The 26,551-nt window shown below is 61.6% G+C and carries 23 protein-coding genes; 10 read left to right on the top strand and 13 right to left on the bottom strand.

What is annotated here, in order from left to right; all coding sequences use genetic code 11:
- The first annotated feature begins 842 nt into the window (after window positions 1–842).
- The 6 genes from ABIT12_RS17005 (at window position 843) to ABIT12_RS17030 (ending at window position 9,999) form a co-directional block, all read left to right on the top strand.
- On the top strand, window positions 843–1,295 hold the full coding sequence (locus ABIT12_RS17005; protein WP_348044026.1) for an Hsp20 family protein: 453 nt from the start codon (window positions 843–845) through the stop codon (window positions 1,293–1,295).
- 115 nt (window positions 1,296–1,410) lie between these two features.
- Window positions 1,411–1,884 carry a DNA starvation/stationary phase protection protein Dps gene (dps, locus tag ABIT12_RS17010; RefSeq protein ID WP_348044028.1) on the top strand — a complete coding sequence of 158 codons (474 nt, stop codon included), beginning with the start codon at window positions 1,411–1,413 and terminating at the stop codon, window positions 1,882–1,884.
- A gap of 750 nt (window positions 1,885–2,634) precedes the next feature.
- Window positions 2,635–7,347 carry a glutamate synthase large subunit gene (gene gltB / locus ABIT12_RS17015; RefSeq protein WP_348044030.1) on the top strand — a complete coding sequence of 1,571 codons (4,713 nt, stop codon included), beginning with the start codon at window positions 2,635–2,637 and terminating at the stop codon, window positions 7,345–7,347.
- A complete protein-coding gene (locus ABIT12_RS17020) occupies window positions 7,348–7,893 on the top strand; it encodes a hypothetical protein (protein WP_348044032.1) in 546 nt (181 codons plus the stop codon).
- A gap of 69 nt (window positions 7,894–7,962) precedes the next feature.
- Entirely contained in the window at window positions 7,963–8,562 is a 600-nt protein-coding gene (locus ABIT12_RS17025; protein WP_348044073.1) for a glutathione S-transferase family protein, read from the top strand.
- 9 nt (window positions 8,563–8,571) lie between these two features.
- Complete coding sequence (locus ABIT12_RS17030) at window positions 8,572–9,999, top strand: glutamate synthase subunit beta (RefSeq protein WP_348044034.1); 1,428 nt, start codon at window positions 8,572–8,574, stop codon at window positions 9,997–9,999.
- 46 nt (window positions 10,000–10,045) lie between these two features.
- On the opposite strand, the gene ABIT12_RS17035 is transcribed toward ABIT12_RS17030, so the two are convergent.
- The 3 genes from ABIT12_RS17035 to galE all read right to left on the bottom strand — a co-directional run bounded on the left by ABIT12_RS17035 (window position 10,046) and on the right by galE (window position 13,562).
- Window positions 10,046–11,188: a DUF459 domain-containing protein gene (locus ABIT12_RS17035; protein ID WP_348044036.1), complete on the bottom strand. Its 1,143-nt coding sequence runs from the start codon at window positions 11,186–11,188 to the stop codon at window positions 10,046–10,048.
- Window positions 11,189–11,257: 69 nt separating this feature from the next.
- Window positions 11,258–12,466 (bottom strand): lytic murein transglycosylase, encoded by a 1,209-nt coding sequence (locus ABIT12_RS17040; protein WP_348044038.1) that lies wholly within the window; start codon window positions 12,464–12,466, stop codon window positions 11,258–11,260.
- A 109-nt stretch (window positions 12,467–12,575) separates the two neighbouring features.
- Window positions 12,576–13,562 (bottom strand): UDP-glucose 4-epimerase GalE, encoded by a 987-nt coding sequence (gene galE, locus ABIT12_RS17045; protein WP_348044040.1) that lies wholly within the window; start codon window positions 13,560–13,562, stop codon window positions 12,576–12,578.
- A gap of 99 nt (window positions 13,563–13,661) precedes the next feature.
- Between galE and galU the strand changes: the two genes are divergently transcribed.
- Entirely contained in the window at window positions 13,662–14,546 is an 885-nt protein-coding gene (galU, locus tag ABIT12_RS17050; RefSeq protein WP_348044045.1) for a UTP--glucose-1-phosphate uridylyltransferase GalU, read from the top strand.
- Here galU and ABIT12_RS17055 read toward each other — a convergent pair whose 3' ends face one another.
- From ABIT12_RS17055 to eda, 7 genes are all read right to left on the bottom strand, one after another.
- Window positions 14,547–15,836, bottom strand: coding sequence for an outer membrane beta-barrel protein (locus ABIT12_RS17055; protein ID WP_348044047.1), 1,290 nt, complete (start codon window positions 15,834–15,836; stop codon window positions 14,547–14,549).
- 169 nt (window positions 15,837–16,005) lie between these two features.
- The gene (locus ABIT12_RS17060) at window positions 16,006–16,455 is read right to left on the bottom strand and encodes an NfeD family protein (protein ID WP_348044049.1); all 450 of its coding nucleotides are present in this window, start codon (window positions 16,453–16,455) and stop codon (window positions 16,006–16,008) included.
- Window positions 16,456–16,467: 12 nt separating this feature from the next.
- Complete coding sequence (locus ABIT12_RS17065) at window positions 16,468–17,433, bottom strand: SPFH domain-containing protein (RefSeq protein ID WP_407065641.1); 966 nt, start codon at window positions 17,431–17,433, stop codon at window positions 16,468–16,470.
- A gap of 89 nt (window positions 17,434–17,522) precedes the next feature.
- Window positions 17,523–18,203, bottom strand: a complete 681-nt coding sequence (gene modB / locus ABIT12_RS17070; protein ID WP_348044053.1) for a molybdate ABC transporter permease subunit — start codon at window positions 18,201–18,203, stop codon at window positions 17,523–17,525.
- A 158-nt stretch (window positions 18,204–18,361) separates the two neighbouring features.
- Window positions 18,362–19,096 carry a molybdate ABC transporter substrate-binding protein gene (modA, locus tag ABIT12_RS17075; RefSeq protein WP_348044055.1) on the bottom strand — a complete coding sequence of 245 codons (735 nt, stop codon included), beginning with the start codon at window positions 19,094–19,096 and terminating at the stop codon, window positions 18,362–18,364.
- A 64-nt stretch (window positions 19,097–19,160) separates the two neighbouring features.
- A complete protein-coding gene (locus ABIT12_RS17080; protein ID WP_348044057.1) occupies window positions 19,161–19,538 on the bottom strand; it encodes a winged helix-turn-helix domain-containing protein in 378 nt (125 codons plus the stop codon).
- A gap of 162 nt (window positions 19,539–19,700) precedes the next feature.
- Entirely contained in the window at window positions 19,701–20,336 is a 636-nt protein-coding gene (gene eda / locus ABIT12_RS17085; RefSeq protein WP_348044059.1) for a bifunctional 4-hydroxy-2-oxoglutarate aldolase/2-dehydro-3-deoxy-phosphogluconate aldolase, read from the bottom strand.
- Window positions 20,337–20,464: 128 nt separating this feature from the next.
- Between eda and nadA the strand changes: the two genes are divergently transcribed.
- Window positions 20,465–21,532, top strand: a complete 1,068-nt coding sequence (gene nadA / locus ABIT12_RS17090; protein ID WP_348044061.1) for a quinolinate synthase NadA — start codon at window positions 20,465–20,467, stop codon at window positions 21,530–21,532.
- Here the strand turns inward: nadA and ABIT12_RS17095 are convergent.
- Window positions 21,529–21,975 (bottom strand): hypothetical protein, encoded by a 447-nt coding sequence (locus ABIT12_RS17095; protein ID WP_348044063.1) that lies wholly within the window; start codon window positions 21,973–21,975, stop codon window positions 21,529–21,531. The genes nadA and ABIT12_RS17095 overlap by 4 nt on opposite strands.
- Before the next feature lie 83 nt (window positions 21,976–22,058).
- Between ABIT12_RS17095 and ABIT12_RS17100 the strand changes: the two genes are divergently transcribed.
- Window positions 22,059–23,645 (top strand): L-aspartate oxidase, encoded by a 1,587-nt coding sequence (locus tag ABIT12_RS17100; protein WP_348044065.1) that lies wholly within the window; start codon window positions 22,059–22,061, stop codon window positions 23,643–23,645.
- Between the two features lie 10 nt (window positions 23,646–23,655).
- Here ABIT12_RS17100 and ABIT12_RS17105 read toward each other — a convergent pair whose 3' ends face one another.
- On the bottom strand, window positions 23,656–24,531 hold the full coding sequence (locus ABIT12_RS17105; RefSeq protein ID WP_348044067.1) for a cytochrome c: 876 nt from the start codon (window positions 24,529–24,531) through the stop codon (window positions 23,656–23,658).
- A 71-nt stretch (window positions 24,532–24,602) separates the two neighbouring features.
- A complete protein-coding gene (locus ABIT12_RS17110; RefSeq protein ID WP_348044069.1) occupies window positions 24,603–25,592 on the bottom strand; it encodes a carbohydrate kinase in 990 nt (329 codons plus the stop codon).
- A 123-nt stretch (window positions 25,593–25,715) separates the two neighbouring features.
- Between ABIT12_RS17110 and ABIT12_RS17115 the strand changes: the two genes are divergently transcribed.
- Window positions 25,716–26,551, top strand: an 836-nt coding sequence (locus tag ABIT12_RS17115; RefSeq protein ID WP_348044071.1) for a TRAP transporter substrate-binding protein, incomplete at its 3' end; no start/stop codon positions are given.

Genomic DNA, 26,551 nt, shown 5'->3' on the forward strand with positions numbered 1-26,551 from the left:
CCATCGGACAAATGCGCGATGATCCGCTCATCAGCTTGCCGGCAGTTCCCGCACGCTGATCATCCCGGCCAAGCCGGAAATGCGTGGAGGCCCTGCCTCAGTTACACCACGCTATGGGGCACGATCGTTGGCATGTCGAGATTGAGCTGAGGGCGAGTCGAAAATGATGGTTCGCTAGAGTGATGAGACTCTTAGAAAAGGTCCAGTGGACCTTTTCCGCGAAGAACGCCCGTAGAGCTACGCTCGAAGGGCTATGGCGCAGCGTACCTTGAGTACGTGAGCACCGGAAGCGCAGCAAACCACCATTTGCAGGCCGACCTCAGCTCAATATCGATATGCCAAAAAGAAAACCGGCATCTCTGGCGAGATACCGGTTTTCATTGATGCGGCCCGTGCGGGGGGCGGGTGACGGAACCGCGGGTTCAGTGCATCCGGCCGGGGCGGGCCGCTGGTGTCGTGCACATGAAAACTGGTTTAGCCCCCACAACCTGAACTGATGTGGACCAGCCCGTTCAGTTTCGGTTCATCTTGCCCTTTCTTACTTCCTACCCTCGCCCCTTGAGAGAGAGGGACAGAAATTCTGCGTTCAGCAGAATTTCAGGGTGAGGGGTTGCCGCCGCATACACCACAACCAAGAGCCCCCTCATCCGTCGCTGCGCGCCACCTTCTCCCGCAAGGGGAGAAGCAAGAACGAACCCCTTGAACCCCCAAATCCACACCCTAAATATCTGTCACCCGCCGGAATTCCGGGGGTCGGACGCCACATCATCAGTTGCCTGCCTAATGTTGGGGGCACTGCGCGGCGCACCGTTCATCCACGTTGCTCACAGGAGAATGTGACTATGCAGACCATCGATTTTTCCCCCTTCTATCGTTCCACCGTCGGCTTTGACCGGCTGTTCTCGCGGCTCGACAGCGTTTCGGGCCAGGAAGCCAAAACCTACCCTCCCTACAATATCGAGCGCGTGGCCGAAGACGCCTATCGCATCTCGATTGCAGTGGCCGGCTTCTCCAATGGCGACATCGCCATCGAGACCAGGGAAAACAACCTGACCGTCAAGGGTGCCAAGGGTCCTGAAGGCGACAAGGCCCGTGAATTCCTGCATCGCGGCATTGCCGAGCGCGCTTTCGAGCTGCGCTTCCAGCTGGCCGATTATGTCGAAGTCACCGGCGCCACCCTGGAAAACGGCTTGCTGCACCTCGAACTGAAGCGCGAAGTGCCCGAAAGCAAGAAGCCGCGCCAGATCGCCATCAATGGCGCCAGCAACACCATCGAAGACAAGTCGGTCAACTAACCGACCAGCCTGACGACAAGGGCGCAATCCGCAAGGGTTGCGCCCTCTTTGCGTTCCGGCGGAACCGCAGCAACGCGCCAGTCATTTCCCTCCTGAACCGTCAAGGAACAGCGTCATGAAAACCCCCTCCGTCCAGCTCAAGTCCAATTCGAAAGCTGCCGTCATCGACATTCTCAACGCCCGGCTGGCCGACGCCATCGATCTGGCGCTGCTCACCAAGCAGGCGCACTGGAACCTCAAAGGACCGAACTTCATCGGCGTACACGAAATGCTCGATCCAATGCGTGCCGCCATCGATGATCATGCCGATATCATCGCCGAACGCGTCGCCCAGCTCGACGGCATCGCCCTGGGCACCAGCCAGATCGTGGCCAAGGCCACTAAACTTGCGCCCTACCCCACCGATATCCGCAAGGTCAGCGATCATCTGGCCGCCCTGGCCGAACGCTATGCGGCGCTGGGCAATCAGGTGCGCCAGGATATCGACGCCACCAACGAAGCCGGCGATGCCGACGCGGCCGATATCCTGACTGCGTTTTCGCGCGAATTGGACAAGGACCTCTGGTTCATCAAATCCCATCTGGAATAGCTGATTCCAGCCCGAGAATAGGAAAGGCGCGATTTTCGCGCCTTTTTTGTTGCCGCAGGCGTCCAGACGCCGCCAAAGTGCGCGCGCAAACGTGCCAACGCCTACTCTTTCCTACACAAAATTGGACATTTCCTATTCTGCTGGCGGAAAAGTGACCTTGGCCGCTTGCTCCGAGTTTGGAATTATGCAAATGTGAACGCGATAGGGCAGCAATGTTGTCCTTATCGAACCGACGCCCCGGTCTCCCCGGTAAAACGTCGAGCGCCGAACCGGCTGGACCGTCCTGACGTGGACGGAAACGGGAGGCGTGGCAGAAAGAGGTAGGCCGAACTTTGCTTCAGGCCGAGCCGAAAGGCGGTTTGTTCGAGAACCGGAGCGGAGCGTACTTTGTACGTGAGCACCGGAAGCGCAGAACAAACCGGCTTGCAGGCCGGCATCAACCAAAGGGCAACTACCGAGCCGAATGAGTGGCCATTTGGATGCAGAGCCACTCCCCACTGATTGGACGTGTTTGCTCTTTCGAGGCGTACAGCGTACGACCCGGTATAGCTTCTTGTCCGCGAAAGGACTGAAAAGCATCCAGCCCGGCCGGTAGTCGGCAACAAGGCGAAGGTGCGCACGAACTAGACAGGAGCGTTTTCAGCAAAAGTGGATACCACTTTTGCGGTTCGAAAGCGCGACACAGCAAAAAATCAGCCGGCAAGGCTTCCGGGGCGGAAGCAATCGGCACGTAACAAAAGGATTTGCGCCATGGCACACGAACTGATCGGACCCCTGTCCTCTGTCACGTTGAGCAATGCCGCAACCAAAGCCGCCCCCACCGGCCGCCCGGCAGCGCAGGGTCTTTATGATCCCGCCAACGAGCATGACGCCTGCGGCATCGGCATGATTGCCAATATCAAGAACAGACCCAGCCATGAAGTGGTGGAAAAGGGCCTCGAAATCCTCGAGAACCTGGAACATCGCGGCGCTGTCGGCGCCGATCCGCTGATGGGCGATGGCGCCGGCATTCTGGTGCAGACCCCGCACGGCTTTTTCGCCAAGACCGTCGATTTCGAGCTGCCGGCCAAGCATTTCTATGCCGCTGCGATGATCTTTTATCCCAACGACGCGCCAATGCGCGACCGTTGCGCCGCCGCCGTCGAAGGCTGTTTTGCCGGCGAGGGCCTGACCCTGCTCGGCACCCGCGTCGTGCCCACCAACAATTCATCGCTGCCGCGCGGCGTCATCGCCACGCAGCCGTTCATCGAACAATTGTTCATCGCTCGGCCCGATGGCATGGCGCTGGACGAGTTCGAGCGCAAGCTGCTGATCGTGCGCAAGGTGATCTCCAACACCGTCTACGCGCAGGTGCCCGAATCCAATGGCGACAACGGCTTTTACGTCGTGTCGATGTCGGCCCGTACCGTCGTGTACAAGGGCATGTTCCTCGCCGCCCAGCTCAAGGCGTTTTATCCGGACCTCAGCGATGAGAGCTTCGAAAGCGCTATTGCCTTGGTCCATCAGCGTTTTTCGACCAACACCTTCCCGAGCTGGAAGCTGGCGCACCCTTACCGCATGACCACCCACAATGGTGAAATCAACACCATCCGTGGCAACGTCAACTGGATGGCGGCCCGCCAGGCCTCGGTCAGCTCGCCCCTGTTCGGCGACGACATCAACAAGATCTGGCCGATCTCCTATGAAGGTCAGTCCGACACCGCCTGCTTTGATAACGCGCTCGAATTCCTCGTGCGCGGCGGCTATTCGCTGCCCCACGCGGCCATGATGCTGATCCCCGACGCCTGGGCCGGCAACCCGCTGATGGATGAAACGCGCCGCGCGTTTTACGAATATCACGCCGCCCTGATGGAGCCATGGGACGGCCCCGCCGCCATGTCGCTCAGCGACGGTCGCTATGTCGTGGCCACGCTGGACCGCAACGGTCTGCGCCCCGCCCGTTATCTCGTCACCAAGGAAGGCCATGTGGTCCTGGCCTCGGAATCGGGCGTCTTGACCATTCCCGACGAGGATATTGTCGAGCGCTGGCGCCTGCAGCCGGGCCGCATGCTGTTGATCGACCTTGAAGAAGGCCGGATCATCTCCGACGACGAGATCAAGCAGACGCTGGCCACCAAGAACCCCTATGCCGAATGGCTGGCCCGCACCCAGATCGTGCTCGAAGACCTGCCCGAAACCGATCCGCGCGCCGCCAAGACCTCGGAATCGCTGCTCGATCGCATGCAGGCCTTTGGCTATACCCAGGAAGACATCAAGCTGCTGATGGCCCCCATGGCCACCACCGGCCAGGAAGCCGTTGGCTCCATGGGCACCGATACGCCGATCTCGGCGCTCTCGGAAAAGTCCAAGCTGCTCTACACCTATTTCAAGCAGAACTTTGCCCAGGTCACTAACCCGCCGATCGATCCGATCCGCGAGGAATCGGTGATGTCGCTGGTCTCCTTCATCGGGCCACGGCCAAACCTGTTCGATCTGGTGGGTGTTTCCAAGCAGAAGCGCCTGGAAGTGCGTCAGCCGATCCTGACCAACGGGGATCTCGAAAAGATCCGCGCCATCGGGGATATGGCCGATAATCAGTTCCGCACCGAAACCATCGACATCACCTACCCCGCCGATATGGGCGCGGTGGGCATGGAGGCGGCCATCAACGCCATCTGTGAGCATGCTGAAACTGCCGTGCGCGGCGAGTTCAACATCATCGTGCTCAGCGACCGCCTGGTTGCATCGGACCGCATCGCCATCCCGGCGCTGTTGGCCACCGCTGCCGTGCATCATCACCTGATCCGCAAGGGTCTGCGCACCTCCTCGGGCCTCGTCATCGAAACCGGCGAAGCCCGCGAAATGCACCATTTCGCCATGCTGGCCGGCTACGGCGCCGAAGCCATCAACCCCTATCTGGCCTTCGAAACGCTGGCCGCTCTGCATGCCGAAGGCGAATACCCAGCCGAAGTGTCCGCCGATGAAGTGGTCTATCGCTACATCAAGTCGGTGGGTAAGGGTCTGCTCAAGGTCATGTCCAAGATGGGCATTTCCACCTACCAGTCCTATTGCGGCGCCCAGATTTTCGACGCCGTCGGTCTGTCGACCGGCTTCGTCAAGCGCTTCTTCTTTGGCACCGCCACCTCCATCGAAGGCGTTGGCCTCGCCGAAGTCGCCGAGGAAACCGTCCGCCGCCATCGCGCTGCCTTCGGCAACGACGCAACGCTGGCCAAGGCGCTCGATATCGGCGGCGAGTACATGTACCGAATCCGCGGCGAAAAGCATGCCTGGTCACCCGATGTGGTCTCGGACCTGCAGCACGCCGTGCGCTCCTACGACGAAAGCCCGGAAAACGCCCAGGCCCGCTACAACAGCTTTGCCCACCGGGTAAACACCGGCGAAAACGGCTATCTGGCGATCCGCAACCTGTTCGAAATCAAGCCGCTCGGCCCGGCCGTACCGCTCGATGAAGTCGAGGCGGCGGTCGATATCGTCAAGCGTTTCGTCACCGGCGCCATGTCGTTCGGCTCGATTTCGCGTGAGGCGCACACCACCCTGGCCGTGGCGATGAACCGCATTGGCGGCAAGTCCAACACCGGCGAAGGCGGCGAAGAGCCCGATCGCTACAAGCCCCTGCCCGATGGCAGCCAGAACCCGCTGCGGTCGGCCATCAAGCAGGTTGCCTCCGGCCGTTTTGGCGTCACCACCGAATATCTGGTCAATGCCGATGCCTTGCAGATCAAGGTCGCGCAGGGCGCCAAGCCCGGCGAAGGCGGCCAATTGCCCGGTCACAAGGTCGACTGGATCGTTGCCAAGACCCGTCACTCGACGCCCGGCGTGGGCCTGATTTCCCCGCCGCCGCATCACGACATCTATTCGATCGAAGATCTGGCCCAGCTGATCTACGATCTGAAGAACGTCAACGAAAAGGCCGATATCTCGGTCAAGCTGGTGTCCGAAGTGGGCGTCGGCACGGTTGCGGCTGGCGTCGCCAAGGCCCGCGCCGACCACATCACGGTCTCCGGCTATGATGGCGGCACGGGTGCCTCCCCGCTGACCTCGCTCAAGCATGCCGGCGGTCCATGGGAAATCGGCCTCGCCGAAACCCACCAGACCCTGGTGCTGAATCGCCTGCGGAGCCGCGTCGTGCTGCAGGTCGATGGCGGTCTCAAGACCGGCCGTGATGTGTTGATCGGCGCTCTGCTGGGTGCCGATGAATTCGGCTTCTCCACCGCGCCATTGATCGCGGCGGGCTGCATCATGATGCGCAAGTGCCATCTCAACACCTGTCCGGTTGGCGTCGCCACCCAGGACCCGGTGCTGCGCAAGCGCTTCAAGGGCACGCCCGAGCACGTCATCAACTACTTCTTCTTCATCGCCGACGAACTGCGTGGGCTGATGGCGGAAATGGGTGCGCGCACCGTCAACGAACTGGTCGGTCGCGCCGACCTGCTCGACCAGCATCGTCTGGCCGATCACTACAAGTCCGAAGGCATCGATCTGAGCAAGCTGTTCTACAAGCCTGAAGCGCTTGGTGGCGATACGCTGTTCCATTCCGAATACCAGAACCATCACCTCGAGGCGGTGCTGGACCGCCAACTCGTCGATCTGGCCCAGCCAGCGCTCGAAAGCGGCACCGCCGTCCATATCGAGCTGCCGATCCGCTCGCGTGACCGTTCAGCCGGCGCCATGCTCTCTGGCGCCGTCGCCCGCAAGTATGGTCATGAGGGCCTGCTGGAAGACACCATCTCGATCAAGCTGACCGGCACTGCCGGCCAGAGCTTCGGGGCGTTCCTGGCGCGGGGCATTTCCATCGACCTGGTGGGCGATGCCAACGACTATGTCGGCAAGGGACTGTCGGGTGGCCGCATCGTCGTGCGTCCGTCCGACAAGGCCATCATCGTGCCGGAGAAGTCGATCATCGTCGGCAACACCGTGCTCTATGGCGCCATCGCGGGCGAATGTTACTTCCGTGGCGTGGCCGGCGAACGCTTTGCCGTGCGCAACTCCGGCGCCATCGCCGTGGTTGAAGGCACCGGCGATCATGGCTGCGAATATATGACCGGCGGCGTCGTCGTCGTCATCGGCCAGACCGGGCGCAACTTCGCTGCCGGCATGTCCGGCGGCGTCGCCTATGTGCTGGACGAAGACGAGAACTTCCGCAGCCGCTGCAACCTTGCCATGGTTGACCTCGAACCGGTGCCCGAAGAAGAAAACCTGATGCAGAAGCTCCACCACCATGGTGGCGATCTGGAATGGCATGGCCGTGTCGACATTTCCGGCGACATGACCCGCCATGACGATGAGCGCCTGCATCAGCTCATCTCCAACCACCTGCACTATACCGGCTCCACCCGCGCCAAGTTCATTCTCGATCACTGGATCGAAATGCGCCCCAAATTCGTCAAGGTGATGCCGGTCGAATACCGCCGCGCCATCCGCGAAATGGAAAAGAAACGCGGCGCCATGGCGGCAGCGGAATAGATGAACCAGGTCGCCTCGATTGCATTGTTATTGGTTTTGTTGGCGATGGTGGCATTTTTGGCCTACGACTGGACAACGGCATCGTTGGAAGTATTCAACGTCAACGAAGCGCTCGCGCCAGACGAGAGCGCTGTTCTGTTGGGCTGGAATATGGATCCGGCTGCGCTTTACGTTGTCTGCGCCAAAGGCGAACCAAGGCGTTTGTTGGCGAGTTGGCGGATGATTGAACGGGACGTTGATTACAATACTCAGGTAACCGTCAGCTTGAAGACATTCCACAGCGGGCCGTCTGCCAACAAGGACGTCGAGTTCCCGGCATCACATCTGCAAAAGGGCGCGCGTCGCTATTTGATGGAGACGCAGTCTATGAACGCCGGGACCATACAGGCGGTAACGGACCTCATCGATACCGAGGATGGTTACCAGAACGAATTCAGAATGGGGGACGGGGAGGGGTTCGTCTTCTCGTCCAACGCGACTGCGAAATTAGGACTTTCGACCGCCTGCAATGGCGCGGCGCTGCACGAAGGGCAAGCCAATGGGTAAGGCAATAGGTTTGCTCGAAATCGAGCGTAATGATCCCAAGGCTCGCACGTCGTTGAGCTCAGTGTGATGCTGCAAATCTACGGCGACCTCGGGTCGGGCAACTGCCTCAAGGTCAAGTATATCGCCGACGCCACCGGCACGCCCTATGTCTGGCACGAAGTGCTCGCCCGCTCGGGCGGCACCGCGTCGCCGGAGTTTCTCGCGCTCAACCCGGCCGGGCAGATGCCGGTCGTCGTCCTCGATGATGGCCGTCCGCTGGCCCAGTCCAACGCCATCCTGCGCTATCTGGCGCAGGGCACGCGCTTCATTCCGGCTGACCGCTATGACGCGGCCAAGGTGGACGAGTGGCTGTTCTGGGAACAGTATAGCCACGAACCCACGGTTGCCGTGGCCCGGGCACGCGTGGTCTATGACAAGCAGCGCCCCGAGGACCTCGATCCCGCTCTGGTCGCCCGCGCCAATAAGGCGCTTGACCGGCTCGAACAGGCCCTGACCGGCCAGAATTTTCTGGTCGGCACCAGCCTGACCATCGCCGACATTGCGCTGCTGGCCTATACCCGCCAGGCGCCGCAGGGCGGCTTCGATTTGTCTGGGCGGCCCGCGCTGTTGCGCTGGATTGCCGTCTGCGAACATGAACTCGGACTACCTGCCTTCACGGCAGAGCATTAGGGGCACGACATGGGCAAGGTTACAGGTTTCCTCGAGATCGAGCGTGAAGAGCCCCGCTATGAGCCGGCTTCGGATCGTATTCGCCACTTCGGCGAATTCACCATTCCGATGAGCGAAGGCCGCATCGTTGATCAGGCAGCGCGCTGCATGGATTGCGGCATCCCGTTCTGCCACGGCGATACCGGCTGCCCGGTCAACAACCAGATCCCCGACTGGAACGATCTGGTGTTCAACGGCGACTGGGAAGAAGCCGCACGCAATCTGCACTCGACCAACAACTTCCCCGAGTTCACCGGCCGCATCTGCCCCGCCCCCTGCGAGGAAGCCTGCACCCTGAATTTGGAAGATAGCCCGGTCGCCATCAAGACCGTCGAACAGGCGATCGCCGATCGCGCCATCCGCAATGGCTGGATCAAGCCGCAACTGCCCGCATTCAAGACCGGCAAGTCCGTCGCCATCGTCGGCTCCGGCCCCGCAGGCATGGCCGCCGCCCAGCAACTGGCCCGCGCCGGCCATGATGTGCATGTCTATGAACGCGAGCCCAAGGCTGGCGGGCTGATGCGCTATGGCATTCCCGACTTCAAGATGGAAAAAGACCATATCGACTTCCGCGTCGAGCAGATGAGCGCGGAAGGTGTCACTTTCCACTATAATGAGAATGTCGGCGTTACCCGTCCGCTATCAGATTTGCAGCAGAAGCATGACGCAGTGCTACTCTCCGGCGGCTCCGAACATCCGCGTTCCGTCGATGCCGAAGGCACCCATTTTGCCGGCGTGCATTACGCCATGCCGTTCCTGGTGCAGCAGAACCGCCGCCTCGGTGACGAAGACGTGTCGGGCGAACAGCAGCTGATCGCGGCGGGCAAGCACGTCGTCGTCGTCGGTGGCGGCGATACCGCAAGTGACTGTGTTGGCACGTCTTTCCGCCAGGGCGCCATCGCCGTGACGCAGCTTGACGTGCGCGCCCAGCCACCGGAACTGGAAAACAAGCTGACCAACTGGCCCAACTGGGCGGTCAAGATGCGCACCTCGTCCAGCCAGGCCGAAGGCGCCATTCGCGAGTTCGCTGCCGGCACCATGAAGATCGTCGGCAACGCCAAGGGTCACGTCACCGGCGTTGAATGCGCCCGCGTCGACCGCAAGCGCCAACCCATTGCCGGAACTGAGTTTATTATCAAGGCCGACCTGGTACTGATGGCCATCGGCTTCGCCCACCCGATCCACGAAGGCATGCTCGAACAGCTCGGCGCCAAGCTCGACGCCCGCGGCAACCTGTTTGCCGACACCTTCAGCTACCGCACCACGGTGGACAAGGTTTACGCCGCCGGCGACATGCGCCGCGGCCAGTCCCTCGTCGTCTGGGCCATCCGCGAAGGCCGCCAGGCCGCTCGCGCTATCGACCTGGACCTGATGGGCAAGACGGACCTGCCGACATAGGCCATCGCACTCCCTCTCCCCTTGTGGGAGAGGGAAAAACACAATTTCAAGGCGGCTGTACTGCATCCTCGGGCGCCGTCGGATCAACACCGACCCCAAACGCATCCACCCGGCCAACCGGGGCGGTCATCAACTGCTCCAGCGTAAACGGCGCCGGCGCCGGCACTCTGCTCGCCGTCACCAGATCGCCAGCCCGCGTCGGCGTCCGCCCCAGCGGCACCACGGCGCCGGCCACCTCCAGCAGTCGCGTCTGTCCAAGTCCCTGATACGGCAACCGCACCATCGCCGCCGCATCGGTGCCCAGCAGCGGATCGGCAATATCGACGCTTACCGTGCCGCCACGATAAAAATTCTGGATGTTCTGGCTGAGGTAAAACGCCAGCTTATCCGACCCGGCGGTCGAAAAATGGATGCCATCATCCTTGCGCATCCGCACATTCTGGCCGTTCACATCCGGGCCATAGGAGGAATATTTGCCGTCCTCGCCCAGAAACCGCTCGTAGATATCAAGGAAATCCGCCCCGCCCGAAAAGCTCGCCAACCGCTGAATACTGCTGATCTGGTTGATCGCCGCCGAGTACTCGGTCTTGCTCATCGGCGGCAGCCCAACCCAGATCACGGGCTTGCGCGCAGCGCGGAACTGGTTGAGGAAGCCGGTCAAGCGCTGCTGGTAGATATTGGTCCACGGCTCGGTCAGCGACTTATAACTCTGGCCGTCGGCCTTGATTTCCTGCCGGTCATTGACCCCGATCATCACCACGGCCAGATCGAAATTATTGGCCGCAATCTGCTCGGCAATGGTCTTGTCCCAGTCGAAAAAATCGGTGCGCACGAAGCCTGAATCGCCAACCCCCTGCCCGATCACCACCAGATTGGGATCCTCGGCATAGTAGCGCGTCAAAGCCTTGGCCAGATCCACCGCCATCGAATCCCCGAACACTGCCAGCCGCGTTGCGCCAGGCGCCTTGGCCACCTCAGGCTTGGCCGGCGGCAGTTTCGGCGTCGCAGCGCGTGGTGTCTGCGGCGCCGGCGTCGCAGCGGGGACTGCTGCCGGCTCGTCGCCAAACAGCAGGTCAAACAGCGTGCGGCGTTTCTTGGGGGCGGCCTCGGTCTGTTCCTGCGCAAACGCGGGCGCAATGTCGGCAACGACAAGGCAGCACAACACGGCGATGATCAGGGCGCGGAACATGGCATCTCGATAAGGCTTTTCCCTGTCTAGCCCAAACCCGGTGGCAAGACCAAGGCGATTGCAGCAAAGTTATTGCGTGGCAGCGCTCAGTTCCTCATAGGCGGCGCGGTTGATGAACCCGTCGGCCACTTCGCCGCGCGACGCCTGGAATTTTGCATAGGCCTGCTGGCTGACCGGACCGATCCGCCCATCAACCACGCCCTGATACAGCCCCAGCGTGATCAGCGCCTGCTGGATTGCCTTGCGCTGCGCCAGATTGGGAAACTTGGTGGCCCGGGGCCAGTCGGTGACAAAATCCCCGCCACCCTTCAGCCGATCCGCCATATGGGCAACCGACATGGCGTAGCTGTCGGAAAAATTGTAGCCTTTGAGCACCAGATAGTTTTTCGTCATCAGGAATTTTGGCCCGTCCTTGCCGGCCGGCAGATACAGGAACACCGGCACGCTGCCATCGGCAAACGCCCGTCCCTTGACCCGAGTCACCCCGCGATCGGAAAAAAACGAGATCGGCTTCAATTGCTCGCGGTCGGCCAGCAGGTAATCGAACCCGGAAGGCAACGCGACCTCGAAGCCCCAGTCCAGACCCGGCTGGTACCCAAGAGCCAGCAGAAACCTGGCGCTCGTTGCCAGCGCGTCCGGCAGGGAATGATGCAGGTCGATCACGCCGTCGCCGTCCCCGTCGGTGCCGTGGGCAATGACATTGGACGGGTTGACCTGAAGGTGGCCGATGGCGCCCGCCCAGGAACCGACCAGGTGCTGGGCATCCAGCGGCCCGCGCTGCACCAGCAGCAGCGCCGCGATCAGGTCGATCTCGTCTTCCTTGAGCCGCGAACGACGCTCATGCACCAGTGTCGCCAGCGAACGCACGATGGGCCGGATCAGGGCCGGATTATCCAGCACCGCGCCATAATCGGTTTCCATGCCCCAGATGGCGCCCAGGATATAGGGATCGACCCCATAGGCCTGCCCGGCAGCCGCAAACAGCGCCTGGCTACGCCCGATCGCCGCCTTGCCCCGGCTGATCCGCCCTGCGGTGACCCGGCCGTCGATATAGTCCCACATCGGGGTGGTGAACTCGGGCTGGCCACTGACCAAAGCCGGCGTCTTGGGATCAGCCGTCAACCCCAGCATCGCCGCATCATAGGTCTGCTCGGTCACCCCGGCGGCCAGCGCCTGCCGCTCGAAATGGCCGATGAAGGCGTCAAAGCTCTCGATGGGTTGGGCAAAGGCGGGCGACGACAACAATAGAATAAGCAGGAAAGCCAGCTTCAGCCGCATGATTTTATCCCACTTACAATGCCGCATTTGCGATCACGGAGCGCCTCAGCGGACCTCGTCCTTCGAGAGGCTCACCATGAGGCTGCCAAAATTCCGGCGGTGCGTTGCTTCAGCTGTTGCGTGTCAGCAGGTACCTTTCCCACGCATAGGCGGATTCGACGATTTCGGTAAGGTCGTCATGCTGCGGCTTCCAGCCCAGCACCCGGCGGACCTTCTCGCCTGTCGCCGTCACCGAAGCCGGATCGCCGGGACGGCGCGGGCCCTCATCGACGCGGAAATCGACCCCCGAAACGGCTTTGACCGTATCGATCACCTGCCGCACCGAATAGCCCTGCCCATAGGCGCAATTCAGCGTCTGGCTCGCGCCGCCAGCGCGCAAATGCCCCAGCAACAGCGCATGGGCCTCGATCAGGTCGGTGACGTGGATATAATCGCGGACACAGGTGCCGTCCGGCGTCTCGTAGTCCGTGCCGAAAATATCCATCTTCTGGCGTTGGCCCAACGCAGTTTGCGCCGCCACCTTGATCAGGTGCGTGGCAAACGGCGTCGATTGTCCTGAGCGCTTCTTGGGGTCGGCGCCGGCCACGTTGAAATAGCGCAGCACGCCAAAGGTCAATGGATGGGCTGCCGCCACGTCGGCCAGCATCCATTCGGTCATCAGCTTGGAGCGGCCATAGGGCGACATCGGGCTGAGCGGGGTTTCCTCGATCACCGGCGCCAGCCCGGTCATGCCGTACACGGCAGCGGTGGAGGAGAAGATGAAATGCTTGACCCCACCCTTCACTGCGGCCTCGATCAGGTCGCGCGAAGCGGCGGTATTATTGGCATAATACTTGAGCGGATCGCTGACCGATTCCGGCACCACGATGGAGCCGGCGAAATGAATGATTTCAGTTATGCCGTGCGTGGATATCAGCTCTGCAACCAGCGCCTTGTCATTGGCCGCGCCCTGAACGAAGCTGGCTCGCGCATCGATCGCCCAGTCAAATCCGGTGACCAGATTGTCCAGCACGACCACTGTCTCGCCTGCGTCACACAGCCTCAGCACCATATGGCTACCGATATAGCCAGCCCCGCCCGTTACCAACACAGTCATGCCTATTAACCCCAGTCAAAGAAACGCTATCCAGGGCCGAATTTATTTGGCAGATGTTGAGATAGTTTTACAGAACAACCAAGTTTGCGGAGTAGATTGGTGCATAAACGCGTAAGGACCGCCGTATTTCCCGTTGCTGGCCTCGGAACGCGGTTTTTGCCCGCCACCAAGGCGATGCCCAAGGAAATGCTGACGGTCGTGGACCGTCCGTTGATCCAGTACGCGGTGGATGAAGCCCGTGAAGCCGGCATCGAGCATTTCGTCTTCGTCACCGGGCGCAACAAGTCCGTTATCGAAGACCATTTCGATCGCCAGTTCGAACTCGAAACCACGCTGGAATTGCGCGGCAAGACCCAGGCGCTCGAAGAGCTGCGCAAGGACCTTCCCTCGGCCGGCCGCACCAGCTTCACCCGCCAGCAGGAGCCGCTCGGGCTTGGCCACGCCGTGTGGTGCGCCCGCGAACTGGTCGGCGACCAGCCCTTCGCCCTGCTGCTGCCCGACATGATCTTCAAGAACAAGCCGGGCGTGCTCAAGCAGATGATGGAAGCCTATGAGGTTCTGGGCGGCAACGTCATCGCCGTGGAAGAGGTCAACCCGGCCGAAGTATCGTCCTATGGCATCGTCGGACGCGGCGAAGGCCCGGACAGTGGTTTTGCCATCACCACGATGGTGGAAAAACCCAAGCCCGCCGATGCGCCGTCCAATCTGATGATCTCGGGCCGCTACATTATCCAGCCGGAAATCTTCTCTCTGCTCGCCGAGGGCGTGCGCGGCGCCGGCGGCGAAATCCAGATCACTGATGCCATGCAGACACTGCTGAAGTCGCAGAAATTCTCGGGCGTCAAGTATGAAGGCCGCGTCTTCGATTGCGGCTCCAAGATCGGCTTCCTCACCGCCAACGTTGCCTTCGCGCTCGACCGCGATGACATCCGCGACGGCTTCCTTGAAGAACTCAAGAAGCTCAAGATCGACATCAACCACTAGTCAGCGCTTGACCGTAATCCCCAAGGTCACCCGGTGGCTGTCTTCGGGGCCGGTTGCGGTGGTGTCGGCATGCTCAAACGCATAGTCGGCGCTGAACGAGGTATGCTTGGTCAGGATATAGTCGGCGCCGACCCCATAACCATAACCGGTTTCGGTGTCGGTGGAGCCGTCGAACCTGGCCGAACGCCAGGCACCCTGGCCGCGCACTGCCAGCCATGAATTGATCAGGTGGTCGATCTCGGCGGTCGCCGCATATTCGATCCGGGTCGTGCCGCTGCCCAGTGGACCCGGTGGGGTGACGGTGGTCGAAAATCCGCCGGTCGCCTTCCAGGTTTCGTCCGGTGCGAAGGTGACGCTGGCGTTATACAAGGTGCTGTTGACCTGGCCGAGGCTGGTCTCGTCGAACCGGCGCAGACCCAGCCCAACCGACGCCTGCGCTGATAGCACCGATGACCACTGCCCCTTGATCCCGCCCTGGATTTGCGCCTGCGTTGCATCGGTTTTGACCAGCAGCACCGAGGACGGCTTGTCGAAAATATCGCGACCGAGCCCGGCCTGTCCGAATACCTCAAAAATCGGCGTCGCCTGAAAGCCAACGCGCAACCCGCTGTCCAGCGCCCAGAAGTTCTGGTCGCTGTTGTCGAGCACGCTGCCATCGGTCATCGTGGTCGTGCCGTACAGCGTCCGCGCCACGCTGCCGGTGAGGCTGACATTGAACTTGCCGAACTTGCGGGTCACTCCGAGATCACCACCGCCGCTGATCGTGGTCGGCGCCAGCGCGATGGTCGCAGCCTGCCCCGGCGTACCGCGCGGCGGCGTGGTCAGCGCAAAGCTGGCATTGCCGGTCAGCGTCGTGTCCGGGTCCAGTTCATAGCCCGCGCCCAGGCCGAGCCGCAGCGCGTTGATATTGATTTCGCCGCCCACCGGCTGCTGCACTTCGGCGCTGCCGGTAAAGCCGATGCTGGAGCGGGTGCCGGTATGAGTCAACGATACGCTGGGCGCAATGATCGCGTCGTAATGCTCGCCGTCCTTGTCGTGCCGGAAGGCGCCGCGCAGCGCCACCGACCAGCCCACTTCAAAAAACGGCGTATAGGGTTCGCGCAATTGCGCTTCGGGCGTCAGCGGATCATAGGCCGCCGGATACTGCCCGGGCAGCAGCCGCTGATTATCGGTGCCCGAACCATCGCCCACTGCCTTGACCGGGCCGGCAACCGCCATGCCTGACAGGGCCATCGCGCCAATCAGCACCGGATAAAACCGCGCTTTGTACTGGGTCAGCCGCCGGGACACTATTTGCTCCATCGGCCGCGATTTTCGCGCCGTGAGCGCCCGTTACAGGACGCGATGCACCTCTCGGCAAAGCAACTTATGCCTCGCGCGAATTCTAAACGCATCGTTACAGCATATAGTTAACGAAACCTTGCCAGAGGCCGGTTGTGAAGGACTTAGCTGACCCAGTTCAGGCCGCTTCCACCTTCAATACGGCGCCATCGGCCCCGACAATGCGCACGCGTGCGCCAATGGGCAGATCTGGCCCGGCAACGCGCCACACCGTGTCGCCCAGCGCCACCCGGCCGAAGCCATCGACAATGGCCTGTTCCAGCATCGCCTCATGCCCGATAAAGCGGTCGGCTCGGCGGTTGAGATAGGGTCTATCACTGACCTGGCCGCGGCCTCGATTGAACCGCACCCACAGCGCGATACTCACCAGTCCGAGCACGCCGAACAGCAGCCACTGCCACGGCCAGTCGAGTGGATGGATGAAGCCGACGATGCCGGTCGCAATCCCCGAAATTCCCAGCCAGAGCAGGAACCCGCCAGGCGCCACCAGTTCGAGGCCAAGCAGCACGATGCCGGCCACGATCCACGACCAGGCACCGTAGGAGGCAATCAGCGCGACAAGTTGCATTCCAGTTCTCGCTTATTGGCCGGTGGTCGGCGGGCGGCTGCTCGAACGCGGCACGCTGGGCGAATTGCCGCCAAAGGTTTCGCGCGCAATCTCGGCGATGCCGCCGATCGAACCGATGACGCTGGCAGCTTCCAGCGGCAGCATCAGGATCTTCTGGTTGGGCGAAGTCGCTATCGCCTCCAGCGCCTTGATGTAATTATTGGCGACAAAATAGTTGATCGCCTGCACCGAACCGCTGGCGATGGCTTCCGACACCATGGTGGTGGCCTTGGCCTCGGCTTCCGCCGAGCGTTCGCGCGCCTCGGCATCGCGAAACGCCGCTTCCTTGCGGCCTTCGGCTTCGAGCACCTGCGCCTGCTTGGCGCCTTCGGCCTGCAGGATGGCGCTCTGGCGACGGCCTTCGGCCTCAAGAATGGCGGCGCGCTTTTCGCGCTCGGCCTTCATCTGCCGGCCCATCGATTCCACCAGATCCTTGGGCGGATCGATGTCCTTGATTTCGATACGGGTAATCTTGACGCCCCATGGCGATACGGCGGTATCCACCACCTTGAGCAGGCGATGATTGATCTCGTCGCGATTGGACAATAGCTCGTCCAGATCCATCGAGCCCATCACCGTACGGATATTGGTCATGGTCAGGTTCAGGATGGCGTTCTGCAGGTCCGACACTTCATAGGCCGCCGCTGCGGCATCAAGGATTTGATAAAAGGTCACGCCATTGGCGGTGATCGAAGCATTGTCGCGGGTAATGACTTCCTGGTGGGGAACGTCGAGCACCTGCTCCATCACGTTGATCTTTTTGCCGATGGCATCGATGAAGGGCACGATCAGGTTGAGGCCCGGCTTGAGGGTACGGGTATATTTGCCAAAGCGCTCGATGGTGAAATTATAGCCCTGCGGCACGGTCTTGGCCCCGGCGAACAACACCAGAATGGCCAGCACACCAAGGCCGATCAGCGTCGCACCCAGACCGTCGATGCCCATATCGCGCAAAAATTCCATGATGATTCTCCCTCATCGCCCGTAAGCGCGAATGTAGGGACTGCACGACGTTGGCGCAATCGACCTCAGATTCGGACAAGGCGCAGCCTTCTATCAACGATCATCATGGTAGTAATTGCCAAGAAGGAAAACAGAACCATTCCAAGCGCAAGAATGTGCGCGTGGCCCCATTCGAGCCGCTCGACATAATCGTAGATGGCGATCGAAAGGACTTTGGTCTGGCCTGGAATGTTCCCACCCAGCATCAAAACCACCCCAAACTCCCCGATCGTGTGAGCAAAGGTAAAGACCGCACCATTGATGAAGCCTGATCGAGCCAGAGGCACTGCGACCCGGAAAAATCTTTGCCGATTGCTTGCACCCAAAGTCGAGGCGACCTCAAGTTCCTCCTCTGCAATGGATTCAAAGGCCCCGCGCAACGGATGCACCATGAATGGCAGCGAGTAGAACACCGAGCCGATGACTAGCCCCGGAAACGAAAATGCCAGGGTTCGACCACCCCACATTCCGGCCAGCCAGCCTCCGGGACCAAACGGCCCCAAAACGAGCAAGAGATAAAATCCAAGCACCGTTGGCGGCAGCACCAGAGGCAAGGCAACGATGGCAGAAATAGCATCTTTGCCCACCCAACGGCCGCGCGCCAACCACCAGCCAATCGGGGTGCCAACAACCAGCAGAATCAGCGTTGTGATCCCAGCCAGCGACAGGGTCAGGGCTATGGGAGGCCAGAGGGTGGCGAGGGTCATCTTGGCTCACCGGCCAGGCAACCTGCCAACGCTGTCATTCCCGCGAAAGCGGGAATCCATCCTTTGGGCTGGCGTCCGAACAATGAATTCCCGCCTCCGCAGACATGATCCGGCGAGATATGACTGGTTTCAGGCAATGACACCCACCGGCTTGGCCCTTACTTTGCCGGCACAGTGTACCCGGCTGAGGTGATGATCGCCACAGCGGCATCGCTTTTCAGATACTCTAGGAACTTCGCCGCCGCTGGCTTGGCTGCGCCAGTCTTGAGCAACACGGCGTCCTGCAGGATCGGCTCATGGTCTTCGGTCGGAACCAGCCACTGGCTGCCCTTGCCGATCACCTGGCTGGCGGCGACAAAGCCCAGTTCCGCATTGCCGCTATCAACAAACTGCAAGGTCTGCGAGATATTCTCGCCAATCACGAGCTTTGGCAAAATGGCGTCATACTTGCCCAGCGTCTTTAGGGCCTCGACCGCTGCGATGCCGTACGGCGCGGACTCTGGGTTACCAATTGCCAGCTTGTTGAACGGCAGGTTAAGCGCCGCTTCGCCGACGCTGACGTCCAGCGTGGTTGAGTAGAGCACCAGCGAACCGACAGCGTACGTGAAATTGGTGCCGGCAACGCCAAGGCCGTCGTCGATAGCCTTTTTCGGATGAGTATCATCGGCCGACAGGAACACGTCGAACGGAGCGCCCTGGGTGACCTGGGTATAGAGCGCGCCGGACGCGCCAAAGCTTAGCACCAGTTCGTCGCCGGTTTCGGCCTTGAACGCCTCGGCCAGTTTTTCGGCAGCGGCAGTGAAATTGGCAGCAACCGCGACATTGACACTGTCCGCATAGGCGGCGGCAGTTCCGAGGGAAAGCGCCAGCGTCAGCGCAGCCAGAAGTTTCATCAGAGCACCCGATACGTTTAAAATAGCCCATCGTTCTGGCAAACCCGGACACCGAGGGCAAGCGTTATTTCCCTGCAGACATATCGCCTGTCAGTGATCGCAACACCGCCACATCCTCGGCAATTGCCGCGCGGGTCTTGTCCTGCATCGCCCGGTAATGTTTCAGCACGGCCTCGCCGGCCGCGGTCAGATGCGCTCCGCCCTGCGCGCTGCCGCCGCGCGATGCTTCCACCAGCGCCGCCCCGAAACCATCATTGAGCGCCTGCACCAGGCTCCAGGCGCGCTTGTAGCTCATCCCCATCGCCTTGCCCGCCGCCGAGATCGAACCGGTGGCGCCAATCTGTTCCAGCAGATCCGCCCGGCCCGGCCCGATATAGGCGGTTTGGCTCAGGGTAACGCGAAGGTGGGTGAGACCGTCCGAGGGAACAGAATTTTTCGCCACGCCGACCTCCGATCCTCCCTCGCCCCTTGTGGGAGAGGGACAGAAATTCTGCGTTCAGCAGAATTTCAGGGTGAGGGGTTCTCACCGCTTGCGCAAAGCAAGCAGGAGACCCTCATCCGCCCTCCGGGCACCTTCTCCCGCAAGGGGAGAAGGAAGAGTGCGTTACCCCCGCAGTTGCGAGGCTTCCCTCGCCAGCGCCTCAATCCGCTTCCAGTCGCCAGACGCCAGCGCATCCGCTGGCATCACCCACGAACCGCCCACGCAGATGACGTTGGACAAGCTCAGATAGACCTTGGCCTTGGCCGGATCGATCCCACCGGTCGGGCAGAACGTGATATCGGGCAGCGGCGACGCAAACGCCTTCAGCACCGGAGCACCGCCATTGGCTTCGGCGGGGAAGAATTTGAGGAAGCTGTAGCCGCGTTCGGCAGCGGTCATCGCTTCGCTTGGCGTGGCAATGCCCGGCAACAATGGAATGCCGATATCGTCGGCAGCGTCGAGAATGCGCGGTGAAATTCCGGGCGACACCATGAACCGGCACCCCGCATCCACCGACTGCTGCATGTGCAGCGCGTTCCGCACTGTGCCCGAGCCGACGACAGCGCCGGTCACCTTGGCCATTTCTTCCATGATTTTGAGCGCATTAGGGGTACGCAGCGTCACTTCCAGAATCGGCAGCCCACCCGCCACCAGCGCTTCGGCCAGGGGCCGCGCCTGGCTCACATCATCAAGAATGATCACCGGCACTACGGGGGCCAGGGTCAAAATGGAGCGGATGGCTTGCGCGTCTTGGGGCATCGGAAATCTCGCCTTTGTGGAAGGGTATTGAGGAACGATTAGAAGGTCAGGCAAATTCCTGCAACGCAGTTCATTGAAATGCCGGCAAAAAATCCCTAGGTTCCGCCACGTCTTGGGAGGACCTGCCTGTGGTACAGACGATCAACGCCCTTACCCCGCTGGAAGAGGCCCGTGCGGTCCTGGCCCAAAGCTATGACCTGAGCTTTTCCAAGGCCGTGCAGCGCTCCACCGAAAAGGTGTTCGAACGCGTCAAGGACAAGATTCCCGAAATCGAATGGCCCTTCTATGCGCCGCTGATCTTCCAGATCAACCAGCTCAAGAAGGAAAAGGACGCGGTGATCCTGGCCCACAACTACCAGACCCCGCAGATCTATCACGGCGTCGCCGATATCGTCGGCGATAGCCTGCAACTGGCGATCGAAGCCACGCGGGTCCACCAGTCGGTGATCGTGCAGTGCGGCGTCCACTTCATGGCCGAAACCTCCAAGCTGCTCAATCCGCAAAAGACCGTGCTGATCCCCGACAGCCGCGCCGGCTGCTCGCTGGCCTCCTCGATCACCGCCGAGGACGTTATCGCCATGCGCGCAATGTATCCGGGCGTGCCGGTAGTGACCTATGTCAACACCTCGGCAGCGGTGAAGGCCGTCACCGATGTGTGCTGCACTTCGTCCAACGCCGTCGATATCGTCAACCGCGTCGATGGCGATACCGTCATCATGATCCCGGACCAGTTCCTGGCCAAGAACACCGCCAAGAAAACCCACAAGAAGATCATCACCTGGGCCGGCTCCTGCGAGGTCCACGAAACCTTCACCGCCGAGGACATTTCCGAACTGCGCCACGCCTATCCGACGGCCAAGATCATTGCCCATCCTGAATGTCCGCCCGAAGTCATCGACGCGGTGGATTTCGCCGGCTCCACTGCCGCCATGATCGACTGGGTCAAGACCACCCGCCCCGCCCGCGTGGTCATGGTCACCGAATGCTCGATGTCGGACAATGTCGCCAGCGAAACCACTGGCGTCGATTTCCTGCGCGGCTGCAATATCTGCCCGCACATGAAGCGCATCAACCTCGAAAACATCCTCTGGTCGCTGCACACCAATACCGAGGAAGTCACCGTCGATCCCGCCATCATCCCCGCCGCCCGCGCCGCTGTGGAACGCATGATCGAAATGAGCCGCAAGCGCGACTAGCGTCTCAGCACCGCTGTGCGGTGATGAGCCAACAGCGCTCGATCCGGCCGATACGGCGGGTCGAGTGGCACTAGCAGTTGCCCCTGGGCGCGGAGGCGTTTGGCCAGGTCGGGCTCCATCACCGCCAGATCGGCAACAACCTGGAAATCATCGTCGATGATGAAGTGGCCAAGCCGGAACGCATTGGCCGCATCGCCGCAAAAAGGCAGATAGTTGCCCATATGCAATGGACCTCCCTCTTCACGCGGCCAGATCGCCACCACCCGCAGGGATGGATGCACCCCACGATCAATGCTCTCGAATTGTGCGCCGGTCAGCGCGCACCGATAGCCATAGGCGGCCAGTACCTGCTGATAGATCGCCGTATAGGTTTCTAGCGACGGGGCCTGTACAACCGGCGCACCAACGTCTTCGAAACCCGAATGTTCGTCTGAACTGCCCACAATAATCTGCTGACTGGTGCCACCAGATTTTACTCTAAGCACAAAAACCATCAGCAGAAATACCTAAATCCAGGAGGCCGCCGATGACGATTTTCGACAACACCCTTTATGCCGAAGGCGCCCTCGTGGTTGGTGCAGGCCTCGCTGGCCTGTTCTGCGCCCTCAAGCTCGCGCCGCGCCCGGTGACCGTACTTTCACCCAAGCCGTTGGGCTTCGGCGCGTCGTCGGCCTGGGCCCAGGGCGGCGTTGCCGCTGCGGTTGGCAAAGGTGATAGCTCCCATGCCCATGCGGTCGATACTGAAATGGCAGGTGCCGGCATTGTCGATCACGGCACCGCTGAATCGGTTACGGCCGAAGCTGCTGCCCGCATCGAAGATCTGGCCCGCTGGGGTACTCCGTTCGATCGCGACGATTTCGGCAATCTCGAATTGGGCCGCGAGGCGGCACATTCGGCCAACCGCATCGTCAAGGTCGAAGGCGACCGCGCCGGCTGGGCCATCATGCAGGCCATCATCGCCGAAGTGCGCCGCACCCCATCGATCCGCGTCGTTGAAGGCATCACCGCCGTTGACCTGGCCCGCGAGGATGGCCGGGTCGTTGGCGTCTTCTGCCGCAAGCTTGGTGATCGCTATGCCGAGCCAGTGTTCATCCGCGCCCGCGCCACGGTGCTTGCCGCCGGTGGCCTTGGGGGGCTCTATGCCGTCACCACCAACCCCCCGGGCGTGCGCGGCCACGCCATGGGCATGGCCGCGCGTGCCGGCGCGCTGATCGCCGATGCCGAATTCGTGCAGTTTCACCCCACCGCCATCGCCACCGGTGCCGATCCCGCCCCCCTCGCCACCGAAGCCCTGCGCGGCGAAGGCGCGATCCTGATCAATGAACTGGGCGAGCGCTTCATGCCCGCCATCCATGCCGATGCCGAACTGGCCCCGCGCGACATCGTCGCTCGCGCCAACTTCCGCCAGATCCAGGCCGGCCACAAAGTTTTTCTCGATACGCGCCAAGTGCTGGGCGAGACCATCCTCACCCGGTTCCCGACCGTTTCGAAATACTGCCTCGAGGCTGGCATCGACCCGGTCAAGGACCCGATCCCAGTGACCCCTGCCGCCCATTTTCACATGGGCGGCGTCAAGGTCGATGAACGCGGCCGCTCGTCCCTGCCCGGCCTCTGGGTCTGCGGCGAGGCCTCCTGCACTGGCCTGCACGGCGCCAATCGCCTCGCCTCCAATTCCCTGCTCGAAGCCACCGTCTATGGCGCCCGTATCGCCGAAGACATCGGCGGGCTCGAGCCGGTCCGTGCCCTCGCTCCATTCAAGGGCATTGGCTACAACGAGGCCGAAGGCGAAGCCGCCGAAACTGTCCTCCGCAACCTCAAGGCAGTGCAGGACCTGCGCCATGTGATGACCGATCTGGTCGGTGTCGAACGCAATGCCGATGGTCTGAAGCGAGCCCTGCGCACCATTGCCGACCTCGAGGCCAATGCCCAGCAGGTGACCCGCGCCTACCTCAACATGACCACCTCAGCCACACTGGTGGCCGCCGCGGCCCTCAAGCGCACCGAAAGCCGGGGCGGCCATTTCCGCACCGATTTCCCGCAGACCGATCACGATTGGGAACACCACACCACCATGACGCTCGAAGAAGCGCTGGAAATCCGCGCCGGGGCTTGATGGGAAAGGCTCACTCCGCCAGCAGATAAGCCGCCAGCGCCTTGAGGTCTTCGTCCTTCCACTGCGACGTGGCATCGGCGATCACCTCGGCCATTGGCCCGCCCAGCACGTCAAAGTCCGGCGTAAAGCCATCCTTGAGTGTCTGCACCAGCACGTCCGCGTCATAACCCGCCTCGATCAGCGCCGCTTTGGTAATCGGCGGCGCTTTGCCACCAGTGCCGCCCGGGCTGCCGGTAAAGGCCTTGTTCCAGTCCAGCGCACCCAGAACATTGCGCGGCGAATGGCACGCCACGCAGTGCGCCGGCCCGGTCGCCAGATACAGCCCGCGATTATACTCGGTCGATTGGCCCGCCACCGGCTGGAACCGATGTGGCGAGAAGAACAGGTTTTTCCACCCCGCCATGGCGAGGCGGATATTGAACGGGAACGGAATCTGGCTTGACGCAGCGGGCTCGGCCACCGGCGCGGTCGCCTGCAACGCCGCATAGAGATCGGCGATCTCCTGATCGCTCATCAGCGTATAATTCTCGTAGGGGAAGGCCGGATACAGATGCCCCTGCGGACCCATGCCATTGCTCATGGCATCGGAGAACATCGCCAGCGTCCAACCGCCAATACCTGCAGCCTTGTCCGACGTGATATTGGGCGGCACGAAGCTGCCAAATGGCGTCACCAGCGCCGCACCACCCGATAGCGGCGAACGGCCGCCTTTGACATCGGTATGGCAGGCGATACAGCCGCCCAGCTTGATCAGATAATTGCCACGCTCGACGTCACCTACCAAGGTCGAGTCGCGCGCCGGACCGGTAACGGGCTTGAGAAAATACCAACCAGTCCCCAGCCCTGCGACCAGGACAATCGCCAGACCAATCCACCACCGCCGCATCTCGTCACCCCTTGCCCGACACGCCAATCATTTCAGAGCGATGAGCATGAGGCAATTGACGAGATCGTCAGTCAATCCCTGGCCAGCACCGCATCGACTTCGGACCGGGTCGGCGGATTGCAGCCCTTCTGGCCACAGTTTAGCCCGGCCACCACCGCGCCAAAGCGCAACACCTGCGCCAGTGCAATATCACCCAATGCGCTGAGCTTGCCGGGCTTGAGGGCGCCCTGCTCGTTCAGCGTGGTCAAAATCCCAGCCATCAGGCTGTCGCCCGCGCCTACCGTGTCGCCAAATACCGGCGGCGAATACACCCCGGCCCGCGCTTCGCCATCGCGGGTGAAGGCCAGCGAGCCATTCTCGCCCAGCGTCACGACTACCAGTTCGCAATTGGGCCGTGCCAACAGATCAGCCGCATGCTCATTGATCGCCTTGTCGGGATCGAGCGCCGCCAGATCTTCCTCGGACACCTTGATCAGATGCGCCAGGTCGAGAAACGCGCTCAACCGACCCTTGTAGGCGTCGAAATCATCGACCAGCGACGGGCGCACATTGGGATCGAACGAAATCGTCGCGCCCTTGGCAATCGCCGCTTTCACCACGACCTGCCACTTGTCAGCATCTTCCTGCAAAATCGGACAGAACCCGCCGATCTGGTACAACTGCAAATCCTGCGGCAGCGCCGCCACCAGCTTGTCGGTGTCCAGTGCCCGCTCGGCGCCGCGGTAAAATTCATATTGTGCCTTGCCCGCCGCATCCAGCGTCACCACGGCCAGCGTCGTCGGCGCAAACACCCGCTCGCCCAGCAACTGCTTGACCCCCGCTTCCTCCAGCGGCTCCAGCAGATACGAGCCAAACCCGTCCTTGCTGATCGGACACAGATACCCCGTATCATTGCCCAGCTTGGACAGCGCGATGGCGCAATTATAGGGCGATCCGCCCTGATGGGCGACCATATGGATCGAGCCATCGGCGGCACGCGGCGCCGATACCAGATCGATCAGACTTTCCCCGCCCACCACGAACATGCGCCATCCCCACCCAAACAGACTGGCCAGCGACATAGCATTTCTATGGCACTTGTCACCATGGATCGCGCATTGCCCCGGTCTGGACTTGCCAGTTTTGCCATGGTCCGTTGGCCCTGCCATCACAGGAGGGTGATGGCGAAACCCGGAGGAGTTGAGATGGACCGTCGTTCCTTTTTCACCAAGGCTGGCGCCGCAGGTGTTGGCGTTGTGGCCACCACTGCATTGACCGCGCCCGCAATTGCCCAGTCCCAGCCCAAGGTGAGCTGGCGCCTGGCATCGTCATTCCCGCCCGGCCTCGATACCATTTATGGCGGCGCCGAAACCCTTTCCAAATACCTGTCCGAAGCCACGGACGGCAATTTCACCATCGACGTCTTCGCAGCTGGCGAGCTGGTTCCGGCTCTGGAAGTGGCCGACGCCGTCGCTGCCGGCACCGTCGAAATCGCCCATACCGTCTCGTACTATTTCTGGGGCAAGGACCCCACCTGGGCGCTGTTCGCCTCGGTGCCGTTCTCGCTCAATGCCCGCGGCATGAGTGCCTGGTACTATTATGGCGGCGGACTGGAACTCTCCAACGCGTTCTTCGCCAAGCAGGGCATTGTCGGCTTTCCCTGTGGCAATACCGCAGCCCAGATGGGCGGCTGGTTCCGCAAGGAAATCAACACCGTCGCCGACCTTGAAGGCCTCAAATTCCGCGTCGGCGGTTTTACCGGCACCGTGCTGCAAAAGCTCGGCGTCATTCCCCAGCAATTGCCCGGCGGCGAAATCTATCAAGCGCTGGAAAAGGGCACGATCGACGCGGCCGAATGGGTCGGCCCGTACGACGACGAGAAGCTGGGCTTCAACCAGGTGGCGCCCTTCTACTACTACCCCGGGTTCTGGGAAGGCGGGCCGGTCCTGTCGTTCCTGTTCAACCTGGAAAAGTGGAACAGCCTGCCCCCCGCCTATCAGGCGATCCTCACATCGGCTGCGGCGCACGCGAACGTCGACAT

Origin of the sequence: Devosia sp., from assembly GCF_039927955.1 — a bacterium.
Taxonomy (GTDB): Bacteria; Pseudomonadota; Alphaproteobacteria; order Rhizobiales; family Devosiaceae; genus Devosia.